At 65.3% G+C, this 17,391-nt stretch carries 14 protein-coding genes; 6 read left to right on the top strand and 8 right to left on the bottom strand.

Annotation, left to right across the window (positions count from 1 at the left end):
• The first annotated feature begins 486 nt into the window (after positions 1-486).
• Positions 487-1,665, top strand: a complete 1,179-nt coding sequence (locus tag KBI52_RS11145) for an acyltransferase (protein ID WP_210807450.1) — start codon at positions 487-489, stop codon at positions 1,663-1,665.
• A 307-nt stretch (positions 1,666-1,972) separates the two neighbouring features.
• Here KBI52_RS11145 and KBI52_RS11140 read toward each other — a convergent pair whose 3' ends face one another.
• Positions 1,973-5,110 (bottom strand): tetratricopeptide repeat protein, encoded by a 3,138-nt coding sequence (locus KBI52_RS11140; protein WP_210807448.1) that lies wholly within the window; start codon positions 5,108-5,110, stop codon positions 1,973-1,975.
• A 199-nt stretch (positions 5,111-5,309) separates the two neighbouring features.
• Between KBI52_RS11140 and KBI52_RS11135 the strand changes: the two genes are divergently transcribed.
• Positions 5,310-7,160 (top strand): glycosyltransferase, encoded by a 1,851-nt coding sequence (locus KBI52_RS11135; RefSeq protein ID WP_210807446.1) that lies wholly within the window; start codon positions 5,310-5,312, stop codon positions 7,158-7,160.
• Here the strand turns inward: KBI52_RS11135 and KBI52_RS11130 are convergent.
• Both KBI52_RS11130 and KBI52_RS11125 read right to left on the bottom strand, forming a co-directional pair.
• The gene (locus KBI52_RS11130; RefSeq protein WP_210807444.1) at positions 7,157-7,471 is read right to left on the bottom strand and encodes an STAS domain-containing protein; all 315 of its coding nucleotides are present in this window, start codon (positions 7,469-7,471) and stop codon (positions 7,157-7,159) included. The genes KBI52_RS11135 and KBI52_RS11130 overlap by 4 nt on opposite strands.
• Complete coding sequence (locus tag KBI52_RS11125) at positions 7,471-8,265, bottom strand: PIG-L deacetylase family protein (protein ID WP_210807443.1); 795 nt, start codon at positions 8,263-8,265, stop codon at positions 7,471-7,473. Before KBI52_RS11125 ends, KBI52_RS11130 begins: the two co-directional genes overlap by 1 nt.
• A gap of 339 nt (positions 8,266-8,604) precedes the next feature.
• Here KBI52_RS11125 and KBI52_RS11120 point away from each other — a divergent pair, with 339 nt between their 5' ends.
• Complete coding sequence (locus tag KBI52_RS11120; RefSeq protein ID WP_173946853.1) at positions 8,605-9,075, top strand: hypothetical protein; 471 nt, start codon at positions 8,605-8,607, stop codon at positions 9,073-9,075.
• A gap of 3 nt (positions 9,076-9,078) precedes the next feature.
• Here the strand turns inward: KBI52_RS11120 and KBI52_RS11115 are convergent, their stop codons facing one another.
• The 3 genes from KBI52_RS11115 to KBI52_RS11105 are packed head-to-tail and all read right to left on the bottom strand — an operon-like array spanning position 9,079 to position 11,871.
• Complete coding sequence (locus tag KBI52_RS11115) at positions 9,079-9,522, bottom strand: ATP-binding protein (RefSeq protein ID WP_173946854.1); 444 nt, start codon at positions 9,520-9,522, stop codon at positions 9,079-9,081.
• A 32-nt stretch (positions 9,523-9,554) separates the two neighbouring features.
• The gene (locus KBI52_RS11110) at positions 9,555-9,890 is read right to left on the bottom strand and encodes an STAS domain-containing protein (RefSeq protein ID WP_173946855.1); all 336 of its coding nucleotides are present in this window, start codon (positions 9,888-9,890) and stop codon (positions 9,555-9,557) included.
• A complete protein-coding gene (locus tag KBI52_RS11105) occupies positions 9,877-11,871 on the bottom strand; it encodes a PP2C family protein-serine/threonine phosphatase (protein WP_210807441.1) in 1,995 nt (664 codons plus the stop codon). Before KBI52_RS11105 ends, KBI52_RS11110 begins: the two co-directional genes overlap by 14 nt.
• A gap of 71 nt (positions 11,872-11,942) precedes the next feature.
• On the opposite strand from KBI52_RS11105, the gene KBI52_RS11100 reads away from it, so the two are divergent.
• The 3 genes from KBI52_RS11100 to rimO all read left to right on the top strand — a co-directional run bounded on the left by KBI52_RS11100 (position 11,943) and on the right by rimO (position 15,316).
• Positions 11,943-12,983, top strand: a complete 1,041-nt coding sequence (locus tag KBI52_RS11100; RefSeq protein ID WP_210807439.1) for an endo-1,4-beta-xylanase — start codon at positions 11,943-11,945, stop codon at positions 12,981-12,983.
• 165 nt (positions 12,984-13,148) lie between these two features.
• Entirely contained in the window at positions 13,149-13,655 is a 507-nt protein-coding gene (locus KBI52_RS11095) for a GAF domain-containing protein (RefSeq protein WP_173946858.1), read from the top strand.
• Between the two features lie 344 nt (positions 13,656-13,999).
• The gene (gene rimO, locus KBI52_RS11090) at positions 14,000-15,316 is read left to right on the top strand and encodes a 30S ribosomal protein S12 methylthiotransferase RimO (RefSeq protein WP_173946859.1); all 1,317 of its coding nucleotides are present in this window, start codon (positions 14,000-14,002) and stop codon (positions 15,314-15,316) included.
• A 138-nt stretch (positions 15,317-15,454) separates the two neighbouring features.
• On the opposite strand, the gene pncA is transcribed toward rimO, so the two are convergent.
• Together pncA and KBI52_RS11080 are read right to left on the bottom strand one after the other, a co-directional pair.
• Complete coding sequence (gene pncA / locus KBI52_RS11085; RefSeq protein WP_210807437.1) at positions 15,455-16,105, bottom strand: bifunctional nicotinamidase/pyrazinamidase; 651 nt, start codon at positions 16,103-16,105, stop codon at positions 15,455-15,457.
• 101 nt (positions 16,106-16,206) lie between these two features.
• A complete protein-coding gene (locus tag KBI52_RS11080; protein ID WP_173946861.1) occupies positions 16,207-17,289 on the bottom strand; it encodes a BMP family ABC transporter substrate-binding protein in 1,083 nt (360 codons plus the stop codon).
• Between the last annotated feature and the right edge of the window lie 102 nt (positions 17,290-17,391).

The raw sequence follows: 17,391 nt of genomic DNA, 5'->3' as shown, positions 1-17,391 counted from the left end.
GCAGCAAGGCCGCCGTCGAGTTCGCAAAGCTCGGCAAAAACCTCAAGCTCACTCACAAGGATTTCATGATCATTTGAGTCGAGGCGCCGCGCACGGCGTGCCATGGAAGCAATCCGCTCGACGATCGGGCGTGCCGTAACCCAGGCGAGTTACCGACGAAATCTTACGTCGGCGCCTTGTCATGACGGCACTACCACTTCTGTCCCTTTCCTGCGGGTTGTGACACCGGAAAGCGGGATCTAACATCCTGAGCGTTGTGTTGGCGAACGACCCTTGCCGGGTAGTTCCGCGTGCGCCGAACCAGATCTGCCATGTCGAGTCGAGATCCGCCTGCCGTGAAAATCGGCTGCGGCGGTGGATCGTTGTTCACGTGACGAGTATTCACGGTAGTGTGAAGGGTTCGCCGCAAAGGGTCCGTCCTCAATCGCCGCTGTCGATGACATAATGTCTTGATCGCGGCGCGCAATGGATCGTGGAGGATCAGACATGAAGAGCCCGGACGAAAACCTACGCGAGCAAATCGACATATTGAGATTCCTGCTCGTGTTCGGACTTGTGTTCCTGCACTACGGTCGATTCCCCGGATATGACCACAATCCATGGGAAGGACTGGTCCCAACCGATCATCCGGTCGCGACGTTCACGAACTCGTACTTCTATTTCCTCTTTCTGAGTTCGGTGCCCCTGTTGAGCGCGATCTCGGGATATCTGTTCTTCCGGGAGGTCGATCACTCGGCGGCCTTCTATCTGAAGCGCTATCGCAGCCGGACCCGCTCCGTGCTCCTCCCCATGATGTCCTGGAACGTGATCTCCCTGGTAGTGGCCGCGACCGTGCTCACGATCTATCCGAACTACGGGAAGATTCTCGCTTATGACGTCTTTCATCTGAGATGGCAGGACATCATCAACGCGCTCATCGGCTTGACTCAGAATCCTGCGAACTTCCAGTTCTGGTTTCTGAGGGATCTGTTCCTGACCGTCCTGTGCTCACCGATTCTGGCCTTCGTCATCAGGCGTGCTCCCTGGACCGGGTTCACAGTTCTGTGCGTGGTATGGCTTTTGAACTTCAACGCGTGGCACGTTTTCCATCGCCCTGATGTTCTCTTCTTCTTCTACATCGGCGCGATGGCGCGGCTCCTCAACTGGCCGGTTGCAACGATGGTCACTCCGCGAGCCGGGATCATCGCCCTGGTGGCATTGCTGGTCCTCGTCGGCATACGGACGCTCGCTCCGCTTTTCGTGCCTGATGATCTGCCGGCGCGCGAGGCCTTGCTCAACCTCTGGAGCGACGGGCTGCGGTTGCTGGGAGTCGTCGCATTGTGGGGCGTAGCACCTCTGCTGGTCTCGACCTACGTGGGTCGAATGATCGGAAAGGTCGCGGCGATCGCGTTCTTCCTGCATGCGCTTCATTGGCCTCTCAATCAGTTCATGAAGGCCTGGTTCGTCCGCATGTTTCCCGATCACAGCGACTTCACGTTGCTGATCAACTTCTTCGGAAGCTCGATTCTCTCAGTCGCCCTGACCATCGTCGCCGCATGGGTGCTCAACGCGGTCGCCCCGTCGGTCTTCGATCATTTGAGCGGTGGACGGTCGCGGCTGTGGAGCGCGGCGCGCAATCGCGTCAGCACGCCTATGGCGGAGAAAGTTCCGCAAGTGGGCGTCTGACGAGGCCAGTCATGAATTGGGGAGGCGGGCGGGGCTCTCGCCCGCCTCCGTTTCGTTGCAAGGCATTCGGCTAAGGGTCGCGCCAACGGCGACGAGAAAGACGGGCTTGGTCAGCCGCAGGAACGCACGACCCATGGCCGTCGGACACCGGCCTGATCCTTCCGCCGGACTTCGCCGTCAATCCAAGCCCCGTCCGCGCAACGCGAGACCTCGCCGGATGCCCTCCCCGCCTATCAAGACAAGGAGCGCCGGCAAGCCTTCGTTGCCTGGTGAAACGTTGCCGGATCCCTCACCTTCGCGCCGCGAGTCACCACCGCACGCGCAACTGACCGCCGACGGACCAGCGGCTGAACGGCTCGTCGTCCTCTTCCGGGTTGAAGATGCCGTCGTCCTCGGACGAGCGGGCATAAGAGATGAGGTAATTGGTATAAAGGGCGAAGGATGCCTGCGGGGAGAAGTCGTAGTTCAGGCGTGCCGACGTATAGGCGACGAAACCCGCTTCGCCTGGTTCGCTGAACCCGTATCCTGCGGCCGCCTGGATGTCGAACCACCACTTGTCCGCCAGGGGGCCGAAGAACTGAAGGGTCGCTTCGAGCGACTGGTAGCGCTTCGGGTTCCAGTATCCGTTGTCGAGAACCTCCTTGAACTCGAAACCCGTGTAGCGGGCGCCGAGCCAGAAATAGGGATTGGCCGTAAACCGCTTCGCCGCCTCGAACTGGCCCCAGACGCGCTCGTTGCCGTCCGAGTACTGGCTGTAGATTGCCTGCGCGCTGAGCCGGGTGGCGTTGTCGGGCGTGAGATCCACCGAGAACCCGAAATCATTCGCCAGGATGTCGTTCACGATGGAGCGCGTGTTCTCGTCGGCGTAGCGCCGCCCCAGATCGAGATCGAACCGCAGGAGATCGGAGGGAATCAGGCTCAGGGTCGTCTCGTGGGTGAAGGTCACGTCCTGCTCGTCGTTCGGGCTGACCCGGCTCGGAACCTCCTCCTCCAGGTTCAGGAAGAACGAGGTCTTGAATTCCAGATAATCGTTGAACCGGTGGCGGCCGGCGAGGCCGAGGCTGTACATGTCGACGCTGGGGAAATCCGCGCCCCTGTAACGCATGAAGCGGGTCTGCGGGGCGAACTTGGTCAGGCCGGCATTGAAGGTCAGCTCGTGCGAGGCCTGCAGGGACCAGATCGCCAGATCGTCGGAGCGCCTTGCATACCAGGTTTCGATCTGGGTCAGGGGACGGCGCTCGAGGTAGAGCTGATCGAGCAGGCGCTGAGCACCCTCGTCCCCCGGCTTCACGGCGAGCACGGCCCGCGCATAGGTCTCGGACAGATCCGGGCGGCCCATCTCGTTGCGCGCCTGGGCGGCGATGAAGAGGGTCGCCGGGTTGCGGTCGCCGCCCGCCAGGAGCGGCTCCAGCCGGGCGAGCGCGGCGCGCGGAAGCCCCATTGATCGTTCGGCTGTCGCCGCGCCGCGGATCGCCTCCACGTTCTGCGGCTGCAGGACGAGAACCGCCTCGAAATCGACCAGGGCGGCCTGGTGACGGGTGATGTCGTTGAGCGCGTTGCCCCGCCCGATCAGGGCTTCCACGTCACGGGGATCGGACGCGATGATCTCGCTGAAGACGGGAATGGCGAGTTTCTGCTGGCTGCTCCAGGCGAGCGCACGGGCAAGCCCGAGCTGCGCGTCGCGCTTCTCCTTGGCCGTGAGGTCGGGCCGCTCCAGGATCTCCTGGAACAGCGGGACGGCCCGGAGGGGCTGGCCGGCATAGAGGACCTGCTCGGCATATTCCCGCAGCAGCTCGCGGCGGCGGCTCGGCATCACCGTCAGGGCGCGCTCGAACAGATTGACCGCCTCGGCGCTGCGCGCCTGACCCGCGGCCTGGCGGCCCGCGCCGACGAGCGCGTCGGAAAAGGCTTTGCGAGCCTCGGCGTCACGCGGATCCTCCCGCACGATGCTCTGCCACGCGGAGATCGCTTCCCGGAACTGACTGCTCCAGAGCAGGGCGAAGGCCAGCCCGCGCCGGACACGCCGGCGCTCGGCCTCCGGGCGCTGCCCGTCGCGAAGAGCTTCCCGATACAGCGGGACCGCGCGCGCAGGATCGCCCGAATAGGCGACCTGGTCGGCGTATTCAGGCAGCAGTTCCTGACGCCGCTGCGGGGCGGCTTCGATAGCCTGCCGGAAGAACGTGGCAGCATCGGCATTTCGCGTTTTCTGGGCGGATTGACGGGCGGCCCCAACATAGGCGTCCGAGAGGGCCTTGCGGGCCTCCGCGTCCTCCCGATCCGCTCTCAGGATCGCACCCCATGCCTCGATGGCTTGCGGGAACTGGCTGCTCCACAGCAGGGCGAAGGCCAGCGACCGATCAACCTGCCGGCGGTCGGCCGGGGCGAGATCCCGACGGGCCAGAACGTCGCGATAGACCGGAACCGCCCGGCCCGGCTCACCCGAATAGGCGAGCTGGTCCGCATATTCCCGTCCGATCTGGCTGCGCTTCGAGGGATCGAGCGCGATCGCGCGCTCGAAGAGCGACGCGGCCTCCTTGTTCGCCCCTCGGCCCGCAGCCTCGCGGGCCGAGGCAATCGCCGCATCGGCCGGAGAGGCCGCCGGCGCGGCCGGCGCAGTTCGGGCAGTCGGCGCCGCCGGACGGCTCACACCGGCGCGGGCATCGGCCAGTCCCTGGCGGAGCTGCGCGTCGTCCGGCGCCTCGCGAAGAGCCTCCTCCAGGGCACCCAGCGCAGCCGGGAACTGACCGCTCCAGAGCAGCGCGAAGGCAAGTCCGCGCCTGAGCCGCCGCTGCTGATCCGCCGGGCGGCCGCCATCGCGCAGGGCTTCCCGGTAGAGAGGAACGGCCTGAGCCGGCTGGCCCGCGTAGGCGGTCTGGTCGGCCCATTCCGGCAGCAACTCCTGGCGCCGCTGGGGAGCCGTTTCAATCGCCCGGGCGAAGAGCGGGGCGGCATTGGCGTTCTCGTTGCGCTCCGCCGCCTGCCGGGCCGCGCCCACGAAAGCGTCGGATAGGGCTTTTCGGGCCTCGTCGCTGGCCGGATCGGCGCGCAGGCGCGCCTCCCAGGCGGTGACCGCTTCCTGGAACCGGCTGCCCCACAAGAGGGCGAAAGCGAGCCCCCGCTCGGCCCGCTGCCGGATGCCGGCCTCAAGGCCGGGATCGGCGAGAAACTCCCGGTAAAGAGGTATGGCCTCGGCCGGACGGCCGGAATAGGTCACCTGGTCGGCAAATTCGAGGAGCAGCTCGCGGCGGCGCTCAGGGGCCAGGAGGATGGCCTGTTCGAAGAGACGCGCGGCCTCGCGGTTGTCGTTGGCGCCGGCCGCTTGGCGGGCCTGCTCCACCGTCTCGTCGGCCGACTGGGCCCAGGCCTGCGACGGGCCGAGACCTGCCCCGCACAGGATCAACAGGCTTGCGAAACACACATGAAGAGCAAGCCTGCGTAGAAACATCGTCTCGGAATCTCGAATCGTGAACTAAGGTCGGGCGGATCAGTATCTGGAATTTGGCCTTATAGCAGGTAAAGATCACCTTTCGTGGACTTGCGCCACCTGCATGGGTTTCTTTCCTCAGAAATAGCCTAACTTCCTTCCTTGGCCAGAGGTTATTGCCTCGATCTTTCCCGTCGATCCTTCCTGGGAGTTGCCGTTCTTGTCCCGCCCCGCCTCGCGTTTCCAAACTCAGAAGCCCTGGACACCGCTGCCCTATTCTCCCCTGCACGAAACGATCTGGCAGTTCCTCTGCACGGCGAGCCTCGTGTTCGGCATGTGGTATCTGGGGTGGCGCTGGTTGAAGTCGATCAACTACGACGCCCTCTGGTTCTCGATCCCGCTGCTGATCGCCGAGACCGGATCCTTCGTCGGGCTCGTCTTCTTCACGGTCAATCTCTGGTCGGCGAAGTCGCCGGTCCGCGGTGCGCTTCCCGTGACGGCCCGCGACTGCTCCGACGATCCCGGCATGCCGGACCGCCCCGTCTCGGTCGACGTTTTCGTGGCCACCTACAGCGAGGATCCCGAACTGGTCCGGGTGGGCCTGCAGCAATCCAAGAAGCTCACCTATCCCTACCCCATCGACCTCCGGATCCACGTGCTGGACGACGGCAAGCGGCCCGCCATGGAGGCCGTCGCCCGGGAGGAAGGGGTCAACTACATCACCCGCTCCGACAATGTCGGCTTCAAGGCCGGGAACCTGCGCAACGCCATGTCGGCCACGTCGGGCGATTTCATCCTGATCTGCGATGCCGACATGCACCCCTTCCCGACCTTTCTCGAGGAGACGCTCGGCTATTTCCGCGATCCCAAGGTGGCGTGGGTCCAGACCCCCCACTGGTTCTACGACATTCCGCCGGGCGTGCCCCTGCCGGCGGTGCTCGAACGGCGCCTCGGCGCCTTCGGCCGCGGCATCGGACGCGGCATCGAGCGGATCTTCGGCGCGGTTCAGGTCGGCGAGGATCCGTTCGCCAACGACCCCCAGCTCTTTTTCGACGTCATCCAGCGCCGGCGGAACTGGGCGAATGCGAGCTTCTGCTGCGGCGCCGGATCGATCCACCGGCGCGAGGCCGTCATGGAGGCGGCGCTGCGGCAATGGTCGGATCATGTGGCGGCCGCTGCGGGCCGCAACGAGAAGGCCGCCCGCGAGCTCACCGGCGAGGCCGCGATCATGGATTCGATCAGCGATGCCATGCGCTGGCAGAGCGCCCTCGACGAGGAGTTCCAGCCCTACAAGTTCCACGTGTCGGAGGACATCTACACCTCCATCGTGCTCCACAGCGACCGGGAGCGCGGATGGAGATCCGTCCTCCATCCGGTCGTCCAGTCCAAGATGCTGTCCCCGAACGACCTCCTCAGCTGGACCATCCAGCGCTTCAAGTACGCGGGCGGCACCCTCGACATCCTGGCCCACGACAACCCGCTGGTCCGCCGCGGGCTGACGTTGCCGCAGAAGCTCATGTACGGATCCACCTTCTATTCGTACCTGTCGCCGATCTGGAACGTCATCTTCCTGGTCTCGCCCATCGTGTTCCTCTTCTCGGGCATCGCTCCGGTGTCCGGCTACTCGCTCGACTTCTTCCTGCACATCGCGCCGTTCCTGCTGCTCAACGAGCTGTCGCAGCTCGTCGCGATGTGGGGAAATTCGAACGCCAAGGGCCGGGCCTGGTACCTCGCCATGTTCCCGCTCAACCTCCAGGCTCTCTGGGCCGTGATGAGAGGCCAGAAGATCTCGTTCCCGGTGACGCCCAAGGACCGCCAGGTGGGCACCTATGGCCGGCTCGTCCGATGGCAGATCGGTCTCGTGATCGTCACCATGGCAGGGCTGATCTGGGGATGGTTCTCCTACGGTACGGGCCGCGACGGCTACACGCTCGGGGCGATGATCGCCAATACCCTCTGGGGCTTGAGCAACGCCCTGTCCATGCTCCCGGTGATTCGGGCGGCGTACTGGCAGCCGGATCCCGAGTACGAGGCGGCCATTACCGAAGGGTCGCTGCCGACGGGCGTTTAGGCGGTCTCCAGAATTGTGAACACCCGGTCAAGGGTCGTCAGGCGCAGGAGCCTGCGCACCTGGGGACCGGGAGCGATGAGGCGCAGATCGCCGTCGGCCCGGCGGACGGCCTTGAGGCCGGACACCAGAACGCCGAGGCCGGTGCTGTCGATGAACGGCACGTCCGCGAGATCGATGAGGATCTGCGTCGTCCCATCGGCGATCGCCCCGTTCAGGCGAGCCCGGAGGTCCGGCGCCGCGGCGGCATCCAGGCGCCCCTGGACGCGCAGGAACGCCACGGCCCGATCCAGGTGCTCGACGTCGCCGACCATCATCGGGAACCAGGCGGACGAACGGGCCAGAACCGCTCGGCCGGACCCGAAGCGCCGCCGGTCCTGATGGCGAACTCCGCAACGGCGCGCCGGAAATCCGCCGTGAATCGGAAGATCACCGGCACCTGCGATCGGTAGCAGGCGATGGCGTCGAGACGCTTCTCGAGGGCGTCGCCGATCGGCACGAGGACGGGCTCGCCGACGGCGCCACCGAGCGCGGCAAGGCGCGCCGCGACCCCGGCCGGACTATGGATGGCGTAGGGACAATCCTCGTAGGCGAAAACCTGAGCCCCCTGTGCGGCCAGGCGGCGGCCCGCCTCGAACACGAGCTGGTGGTCGACATGGGACCCGACGCCGAGCGGAACGAAGACACGGGTCCCCTCACGCCATTCCGGCAGGTGGCGGATCTCTTCGGCCAGATGGATCGCCAACTCCAGCTCCTCGCCGATCAGCGGGCCGAACAGCTCGTGATCGGACTTGTAGCGATCGCCGCGATAGATGGCGTCCGGCATGCCGAGCCAGCGAACCGGCGCCCCGAGGGTGCGGGCGGCATCGGCATCCTCGGCACGCCGGACGGCCAGCACCTGCTCGGCATCCGTCACCTTCCAGCGTTCGTGCTTCCAGGCGGCGAACGGGCCGACCATTTCGTCGACGAGCTCGCCGGCGAAGACGGTCACCATGCGCGGCTCGTGCCCTCGATCGGCCAGAAGAGCGACGGTTCCGCCGCAGGACAGGGGAACATCGTCGTAATGCGGCTGAATGAAGAGTGCCGGTCCTGACGTCAGACTGTTCATCGATCGTTGCTTCTTCTACCTGACGCCGGAATGATCGGGCGAGCCTCTCGCGGAGACCGGGGTGGCCGGGACGCCGGAGCCTTGCCGCGAAAGGTTTCGATTGAATGAATTCCGGTCGAGACGGGGTGGAGGCGGGTTCCAACCGCCGCTGATCGGGTACGGTCGCTCAAGAATGTTCCAACGTACCGGTAAGTCAAGAAGCCGTCGTTGCTCCACACCCTCCTCCGACCCAACCCTTGCCATGGACGGGGACGGACTTCTAATGTCGGTACCTCGTCCTAGCTATGCGGACAGCAACCAGTTTCAGTATCGCGTTCCAAGCGTACCGGAGGCTCAACGGTGACTTTCAGGGATGGCCTCCTCAAGGCCCGGGGGCAGCTGACCTTCATCGCCGCGCTGGCGATCTCGACCGGTATCATCATTTATCTCGAAACCCTCGACACCGAGGCGCATATCCAGGGCCGGGTCGCCACGGAACTGTCCCGGCAGAGGCATGCGCCGACGACAGTCTCGCCCGCCATCGACGCTGCGGTGCGGGCGAATCTCCAGCGCTCGGAACAAGCTTATGGCGCCGATCCCGACAGCCCCGCGAGCCGTGCGGCGCTTCTGTCCACCCTTTCGTCAGCCGTGCAGCTCGGCATCCTGAAGCCCGAGGATGGCCTAACGCGGGTGCAACGGATCCTCGCCGACATGGAACGCCGGCGCGGTGAGCCCAGCACGGTGGTCGACGCCGCGCTCGGGACGGCCGCCGTCGCGTTCCCGTCGCTCCAGGACAGGATCGCGGATCTCAACGCCTCGGCGAAGAGCTGACGCTCACGCCCCGGGACGGGCAATCCGCTTGACCATCCGCAGGCGGTTCTCGGATTCGTTCGACACGTACTCGACCTCGTCCATGTTCATGTGGATGAGGGCCAGCCCCATGCCGCCCTCCGGGACTTCTGCCAGATCGGTCTCGTCGAAGGTGAATGGATCGTCGGACGCGTGCTCCAGCACACCGGGCTCCATCGGAGGCGCGTGATCGATGACGTCGATCACGATCCGGTCGGCCTGAAGCCCGACGGCGACCTGGACGTCCTTGCCCTTTTCTCCGTGGTAGCCGTGCTTGATGACGTTGTTGATGGCCTCGACCAGGCTGAGTTCCACGGCGTCCAGATCGTCGGGCCCGAGGAAGTCCTCGCACAGGGCCCGCACGGCGCGCGCCAGGAGGGAGACCTTGTCGAGGTCGCTGTCGATGGAAAGGCTGATGGAGGCGACCATCCTGATTCTTCCTGCTCTCTTGCGGCGACCGATCAGGCAGAAAGCTGTTCGACGGCGGAATCCACATTCGGATGAAGGGTGAAGACCTTGTCCATCCGGGTCAGGGTGAAGAGCCGGCTGACGGCCCCCGTGGCTCCCGCCACGGCAAGGCTCCCCCGCGGACCGAGGCGCTTGAGGCACGAAACAAGGGCTCCAAGGCCCGAACTGTCGATGAACTCGACGCCGCTCAGATCAAGAACGATCTGGTTCCGGCCGGCATCGATGCACTTCGTGATCTCGTCCTTGAACACCGGAGCCCGGCTTGCATCGATCCGCTTTTCCGACACTCGGACGACCAGGACATTGTTTCGAAGATCAGTGGACAGCATCGGCAGGGATCCTTTCAGGCAAGCGCTCCAGCATGAGAACGCTCAAGTCGTCGTCCAGGGTTTCAGAGCCACGCCACGTCCGCACCGCGACATCGAGCCGGTCGAGGAGCGCGGGGGTCGTGTCCGTGGCATTATCCCGAATGATACGGCGCAGGCGTTCCTCCGAAAACTGCGCTCCGGCTTGGTCTTCGGCCTCCACCAATCCGTCCGAGTAGATCAGGAGCCGGTCGTGCGGCCCGAATTCGAAATCCAGCCGCTCATAAGCGGCGGCCGGGAACATGCCGATCGGGAACCCACCCTCGCCGATCATCTCGACGAGACCGTCCGACCGGATCACTACCGGCGACGGGTGCCCCGCCTGCACGATGCTGGCCTGGTGGGACCGGGGATGGATTTCGCCCAGGATCATCGTGAAGTACGGAAGATCCTCGGGCCAGTCGTGGTTGATCTGAGCGGCGATCTCCTCCAGGCGCATTCCTTGCGGACGCGTCAGGATCGCCTGGGACAGGGTGTGATGACAGGCGACGGACACGAGAGCCGCGGCCGCCCCATGGCCGGCCACATCCACCTGAAAGAACCCGATCCCACCGTCGTTGCGGCGCAGCACGTTGTAGGTATCGCCGGCGATCAGGCTCGACGGGCGGTAGAGCCCCCGGTAGCTCACGTTCCCCATGGCCGACGCCGGAGGCAGCATGGCGCCCTGAATGACGGCGGCGGCCTCGAGATCCTTGCGAAGCTGCCGGTAGGTCTCCCTCAGGCGGGCATGGAGAACCTGCTTTTCGTTCTGCGCCCGCTCACGCTGGATCGCGTTGGCCTTGAAGACGCGCAGCGCGTCGTTCATCTCGCCGATCTCGTCGGCACGCATCAGCCGCGGGAGCGGCGTGGAGAGGTCGTTGTCGGCGAGCCTCAGCATGGACTGGCTCAGCGCCTCGAGGGGCTGCACCACCCGTCGGCGCACCACGAGCACGCTGCCGATCACCGCCCCGATCCCGAGGAGCAGAAGCCCGGACCATTGCAGGACCGACGTGCGGGCCCGGCGAAGCGTCGCCTCGAGACGGTCGCGGGAACTGCCGAGCAGCTCCCGCTGCATGCGGGCAATGTTGCCCAGCGTATGCTCCGTGATCTCGTACCACTGGCCCGCATCCATTCCGGGCGGCACCTTGCTCAGCAGGGAATTCAGGAGGGATTGCTGGAGTGGAGCGAAGGTCGAGGTGTAATCCTCGCGCGTGGCGCTGATCGCCGCCGTGACGGCCGGGCTCAGCGGAGAGCCCAGTTGCCCGTCGATCAGCTCCCAGGCGAGACCGGCCCGCCCGGAATTGCGGCTGATGGCGTCGAATTCCAGCCCCCCGACACTTCCGGGATCCATCAGAGCGCGGCTCATGAGGGCCTGGTTGCGTGCGATGCTCTCGCTCAGGATTCCGGCCTGGGTCCTCAGGTTCGCCTCCGCGCGCAGGGTCGGCTCCAGCGGCCGTTCCTGCTGGAGCAGCGTCAGGCGCGAGGATTGCAGTTCCCCGATCAGGCGGGTCGCTTCCTGGAACCAGCGCGGCGCGAACTCGCCGCCCCTATGCGGCTGAGCGGGAGTGAGAGAGGCATCGGCCTGCCCTCGGAGCGCCCCGATCTCCTGGCGGATCCGGGCAAGAACGGCCAAGCCGGCATCGGTACTCCCCAGGACGCCGGTCGTGCCCCTCAGCTCCCGTTCCGCAGCTCCCAGGAATTCATCGACCCGGCGCCGGGTCTCTTCCAGGCTCCCGGTCCCGCCGCTCCGGCGATCCGTGTCGAGCAGCACCACGAAGGTCCGGCTCCGCTCATTCGTGAAGGCCTCCGTTCCGAGAAGAAGCTGCTCTCGAATCCCGTTCGATGCCGCGAGTCGCTGCGCAGTCTGGTAATCCAGAAGCTCGGCGCGGATCTGGATCGAAACTGCCACCAGCAGGGCGATACCCAGGAAAGCCGTCAATATCAGAAGGGTGTGGCGGATCTTCATGAGGCGGGATCTGCGGTCGCTGCAACCGGTTTACATCACGATGGACGATATTCTTCGCGGACTAGGAATTGATGACACAGCATGGCCTTAGTCGGGACGGCTTGTCGAGCGCTGCCGTTCACAGAGACCTGCTTTTCGGCACCGCTCTTTGCACCTCTGACCTGTCCTTGCAACCGCTTCAACGTGCAATTCTCAAGAATTGCAACATCATCACGGCAGAATACGAGATGAAGTGGGATGTAATCGGCGCCGATCCTCACAGGCCCGACTATTCGGCTGCGGACAGGCTCGTTGACTTCGCGGCGGACAACGGCCTCGCGTTTCATGGGCATACCCTGTGGTGGCACGAGGCCGTTCCCACCGCCTGTCGCGAGAGCCCGGACCGCCGTTTCAAGGCATCGGCCCTGAGGCATCTCGAAGCGACCGTGGCGCGCTACGCTGGGCGCCTGAAGTCCTGGGACGTGATCAACGAACCTCTCGAACCCTCCCAAGGCCGAGGGGACGGGCTGCGCCGCTCGCGGTTCCTCGAGGTCCTGGGCCCCGACTACCTTGCGACGGCCTTCCGCCGGGCGGCCGATCTGGACCCGGCGGCCCTTCTGGTCCTCAACGAGATGGGATTGGAATACGACAGCCGCGAAGCGGAGATGAAGCGGCGGATGATGCTGCGTCTCCTCGAGCGGGAGCTTGGCAGAGGCACGCCCATCGGCGGCCTTGGGATCCAGTCGCATCTGACGGCCCTCGAACAGCCCCGGGAGCATCCGGAGCTCCAAGCCTTCCTGCGCGAGATCGGGCGAATGGGCCTGAGCGTGATGATCACGGAACTGGACGTCTCCGACCATCTCTGCCCCCGAGACCGGAAGCGGCGCGATTCCATCGTGGCCGACACCTACCGGGCCTATCTCGACCTCGTCCTTGCGGAGGGCAGCGTCTGCGCCGTGAACACCTGGGGGCTGAGCGACGGCTCCACTTGGCTCAACGGGTTCAGACCGCGGGCCGACGGAACTCCTCAGAGGCCGCTTCTCTACGACCGCGGCCTTCGGCGCAAGCCCGCCTGGCATGCGGTCAGGGATGCCTTGGGTCACGCTCGCGCCGGTCCGGCTCCCGGTGCCTGAAGCTGCCTGTCGGGGGTCACAATGATGCGGCCATGTTATTCCATCATCGGGGCTTACCTCTAGGGTGGAGCTGGATTATGCAGGATTGCCATTGAGTGTTCGTCCGGTCGAGCCGACCTTTGCGGAGCCGCACTCGGCCTGAGAGTTTGCGTAGAAAGGTGATCCATGCCGTTTCCGACCGGTCCTCGTGAAGAAGAGCGCCTGCAAGCTCTCCTTGAAACCGGTGCCCTCACATCGAGGCCGGATCCGGCCCTGGACGGGATCTGCGACGAGGTCCGCGCCCATTTCGACGTGCCGATCTGCACCATCACCCTGATCGACCGGGCCCGTCAGCTCATCAAGGCGGCACGGGGGCTCGAGACCGGAGAGACCCGGCGGGACGTGGCCTTCTGCAACTACACGATCCTGAGCGACGAGGTCTTCGCGGTCGAGGACGCCCTGGCGGACGAGCGGTTCAGGACCAACCCCTTCGTGACGGGAGCGCCCCATATTCGATCCTATGCTGGGGCTCCGTTGATCTTCCTCAAGGATATCCGCCTCGGGGCCTTGTGCCTGCTCGATACCAAGCCCCGCACTTTCTCTCGCGGCGACAAGGCCGAGCTTCAGCTGTTCGCCGACAGGGTCGTGCGGGAGATTTCCCGGCGGGAGCTCGAATGGACAGAGCCGGCGTGATCGGACCCGCGTCAAAGCCGGATGTTGTAAAGGCCGACCCGGTGCTGTAAAGGCACACGCGCGTCTTCGGTCGCGCGCTTCCCGGGATTGGGACGCGTCTGCGCGAGGCGCTGGATCGATCCAGGTGACAGATCGGGCAGGTCCGGGCGCGGTGGCGCCGGATGTGCCGGGTGTTCCTGCCCTCGATCGACAGGTCCTTCCGCTGTGGATTCGCATCGAGCGTGCGCCACGCAAGGGATCGAGCATCGGATCGACCGCGAAGGTGCAGGGCACTTTTGGGTCCGATGCTCGAGGCGGGACACCGCACGGATGTCAGTTTCGATTAAAGCAAGTGGATGTGGCGGATGAATGCTCCCGCGCCGAAAGTCTCGTTCGTTTCCCTAGGCTGCCCGAAGGCCCTGGTCGATTCCGAACGCATCATCACCCAGCTCCGGGCTCAGGGCTACCAGCTCACCAAGGAGCACGACGGGGCCGACGTGGTGATTGTCAACACCTGCGGGTTCCTCGACAGCGCCAAGGCCGAGTCGCTGGAGGCGATCGGCGACGCCATGGCGGAGAACGGCAAGGTCATCGTGACCGGCTGCATGGGCGCCGAGCCGGAGCAGATCCGCGACCAGTTCCCGAACGTCCTGGCGATCACCGGGCCGCAGGCCTACGAATCCGTCGTCTCGGCGGTGCACCAGGCGGTGCCGCCGGCGCATGACCCCTTCGTCGACCTCGTGCCGCCCCAGGGCGTCAAGCTGACCCCGCGCCACTACGCCTACCTGAAGATCTCGGAGGGCTGCAACAACCGCTGCTCCTTCTGCATCATCCCCAAACTGCGCGGCGACCTCGTCAGCCGCCCGATCGCCGACGTGCTGCGCGAGGCGGAAAAGCTGGCCCGGGCCGGGGTCAAGGAACTCCTGGTGATCTCGCAGGACACCAGCGCCTACGGACTCGACATCAAGTACCAGCCGAGCCTGTGGAAGGACCGGGAGGTCCGCACGCGGTTCTTCGAGCTCGCCAGGGAGCTGGGCGAACTCGGCATGTGGGTGCGCATGCACTACGTCTACCCCTACCCGCACGTGGACGAGGTCATCCCGCTGATGGCCGAGGGCAAGATCCTTCCCTATCTCGACATCCCGTTCCAGCACGCCTCCCCGCGGGTCCTGAAATCCATGCGCCGCCCGGGCAACCAGGAGAAGACCCTGGAGCGAATCCACAAGTGGCGCGACATCTGCCCCGACCTCGCCATCCGGTCGACCTTCATCGTCGGCTTCCCGGGCGAAACCGAGGAGGACGTGGACTTCCTGATGCAGTGGCTGAAGGACGCCAAGATCGACCGGGCCGGCTGCTTCCAGTACGAGCCGGTCCAGGGCGCGCCCGCCAACGACATCGACGGCGCCGTGCCGCCGGAGGTGAAGGAGGAGCGCTGGCACCGCTTCATGCAGACCCAGCAGAAGGTCAGCGCCAAGATCCTGAAGTCGAAGGTCGGCAGGACCCTGCCGGTCATCATCGACGAGCAGGGCTCCACGGTGGCGACCGGCCGCACCCAGTACGACGCCCCCGAAATCGACGGCGCCGTCTACGTGGCGTCCAAGACCCCGCTCAAGCCGGGCGAGATCGTCAACGTGCGGATCGAGGCTTCCGACGAGTACGATCTGCACGGGACGGCGGTCTGAAGTCGATGCGTCAAGGCGCAGCCGGTTCGGCAAAACTCAACGCCGTCACCGGGCTCGTCCCGGTGATCCCGATCCGAAGGCCGCTGAGCTTCACCGTATCGGGATGGCCGGGACGCGCCCGGCCATGACGGGAGCGTTTCAGGCGCCGACGATCCGGTTGCTCCCGATCATCCTTACGCCCGCCGCCTCCAGATCCGCCCTCGCCTTCGCGAGCGACCCGTTCGCGTCGATGGCCCGGGAGGCATCCTCGATCAGGTAGGTCTCGAACCCGGCTTCCGCGGCATCGAGGGCCGTCCAGGCGACGCAGAAATCGAGCGCGAGCCCGGCGCAGACGACCCGGCGGAAGCCCCGCTCCGTCAGGTAGCCGGCCAGTCCCGTCGAGGTCCGCCGGTCGGCCTCCTTGAAGCCCGAATAGCTGTCGATGCCGCCATTGTAGCCTTTGCGGATGACGAGCTGCGCGTGCGGAATGTCGAGGTCGCGGGAGATCTCGGCCCCCGGCGTGCCCTGCACGCAATGATCCGGCCACAGCACCTGGGTGCCGTAGTGCAGCTCCGCCGTGTCGAAGGGCTCCTTCGCCGGATGGCTCGACGCGAAGGAGGCGTGACCCGCCGGATGCCAGTCCTGGGTCAGCACCACGTGGCGGAAGGCCCTGGAGAGCCGGTTGATCGGCGCGATCACGGCGTCGCCGTCGGGAACGGCCAGCGCGCCGCCGGGCAGGAAGTCGTTCTGGACATCCACCACGATGAGAACGTCGCCCTCGCCAGGCCGGATCGTCGCCTGCTCGTCCATTCGCTACCCTCCGCCATTCTGCCCGTGATGACAGGCATCGCACGAAAAAGGGCAGCCGGTCGCCCGGCCGCCCCGATGGGATTGACGCATCGATCCGCCGCTTATTGCGGGATCTTGTCCTCGATGCCCTTCACGTAGAAGTTCATGCCGAGCACCTGCTCGTCCGAGAGGGCGCCTTGGCCCTTGCACTCGATCTCCTTGCCGTCCTGGCCGACGACCGGGCACTTGAAGGGGTTGAACTGGCCGGACTTGATGGCCGCTTCGGTGTCCTGGGCCATCTTCTTCACGTCGTCGGGCATGTTCTTGTAGGGAGTCATCACGACCATGTGGGCGTTGATGCCGCCCCAGGTGTCCTCGGACTTCCAGGTGCCGTCGAGAACCGCCTTGGCGCGGGCGACGTAGTAGTCCGACCAATTGTCCGTGATGGCCGTGAGCTGCGCCTTCGGGGCGAAGCGCTCCATGTCGGAGGCCTGGCCGAAGCCGAACTTGCCCCTTGCCTCGGCGGCCTGGATCGGAGCCGGGCTGTCCGTGTGCTGGGCCAGGACGTCGACGCCCTGGTCGAGGAGCGCCTTGGCGGCATCGCCTTCCTTCGCCGGATCGAACCACGTGTTGGCGAACACGATCTTGATCTTGACGTTCGGGTTCACCGACTGGGCGCCGAGATAATAGGCGTTGATGCCGGCGATCACTTCCGGGATCGGGAAGGCACCCACATAGCCGATGACGTTGGACTTGGTCATCTTGCCGGCGATCACGCCGGTGATGTAGCGGCCCTCGTGGAACTTCGCCGCGTAGGTCGAGAGGTTCGGGGCGCGCTTGAAGCCGGTGGCATGCTCGAACTTGATGTTCGGATACTTCTTGGCGACCTTCAGGGTCGGCTCCATGAAGCCGAAGGAGGTCGTGAAGATCAGGTCGTGGCCGGTGCGGGCGAGCTGCTCGATGGCGCGCTCGGAATCGGCTTCCGGCACGCTCTCGACGAAGGTCGTCGTCACCTTGCCCGGAAAGGCCTTCTCGATCGCCTGGCGGCCCTGGTCATGCTGATGGCTCCAGCCGAAGTCGCCGACGGGGCCCACGTAGATGAAGCCGACCTTGATCTTGTCCTTCGCCTGCGCGAAGGCGCCGGTCGCGGACAGAGCCAGGACCGCTGCCCCCGCAACGGCTCCGAAGACTTTCCCTGAAAACATGCTCGTTCCCTCGAGTTTGGATTTCAACCCTTCCGTCGCAGGTCTGAGGCGTTCTGGCAAGAATTCCTCTGCCTACACTTTGGTCAGATTAACACCAGTTTG

Source organism: Microvirga sp. HBU67558, from assembly GCF_018069605.1.
In the GTDB taxonomy this organism is placed as follows: domain Bacteria; phylum Pseudomonadota; class Alphaproteobacteria; order Rhizobiales; family Beijerinckiaceae; genus Microvirga; species Microvirga terrae.
This window is presented reverse-complemented; position numbering and strand designations above follow the sequence as displayed.

What these genes read in the sequence shown, in the direction of transcription:
- KBI52_RS11140 (WP_210807448.1), bottom strand. Translation starts at nt 5,110, where the DNA reads ATGTTTCTACGCAGGCTTGCTCTTCATGTGTGTTTCGCAAGCCTGTTG.
- KBI52_RS11100 (WP_210807439.1), top strand. Translation starts at nt 11,943, where the DNA reads ATGACACAGCATGGCCTTAGTCGGGACGGCTTGTCGAGCGCTGCCGTT.
- KBI52_RS11115 (WP_173946854.1), bottom strand. Translation starts at nt 9,522, where the DNA reads ATGGTCGCCTCCATCAGCCTTTCCATCGACAGCGACCTCGACAAGGTC.
- KBI52_RS11105 (WP_210807441.1), bottom strand. Translation starts at nt 11,871, where the DNA reads ATGAAGATCCGCCACACCCTTCTGATATTGACGGCTTTCCTGGGTATC.
- KBI52_RS11110 (WP_173946855.1), bottom strand. Translation starts at nt 9,890, where the DNA reads ATGCTGTCCACTGATCTTCGAAACAATGTCCTGGTCGTCCGAGTGTCG.
- KBI52_RS11080 (WP_173946861.1), bottom strand. Translation starts at nt 17,289, where the DNA reads ATGTTTTCAGGGAAAGTCTTCGGAGCCGTTGCGGGGGCAGCGGTCCTG.
- KBI52_RS11125 (WP_210807443.1), bottom strand. Translation starts at nt 8,265, where the DNA reads ATGAACAGTCTGACGTCAGGACCGGCACTCTTCATTCAGCCGCATTAC.
- KBI52_RS11145 (WP_210807450.1), top strand. Translation starts at nt 487, where the DNA reads ATGAAGAGCCCGGACGAAAACCTACGCGAGCAAATCGACATATTGAGA.
- pncA (WP_210807437.1), bottom strand. Translation starts at nt 16,105, where the DNA reads ATGGACGAGCAGGCGACGATCCGGCCTGGCGAGGGCGACGTTCTCATC.
- KBI52_RS11130 (WP_210807444.1), bottom strand. Translation starts at nt 7,471, where the DNA reads ATGGTCGGCGACGTCGAGCACCTGGATCGGGCCGTGGCGTTCCTGCGC.
- KBI52_RS11095 (WP_173946858.1), top strand. Translation starts at nt 13,149, where the DNA reads ATGCCGTTTCCGACCGGTCCTCGTGAAGAAGAGCGCCTGCAAGCTCTC.
- rimO (WP_173946859.1), top strand. Translation starts at nt 14,000, where the DNA reads ATGAATGCTCCCGCGCCGAAAGTCTCGTTCGTTTCCCTAGGCTGCCCG.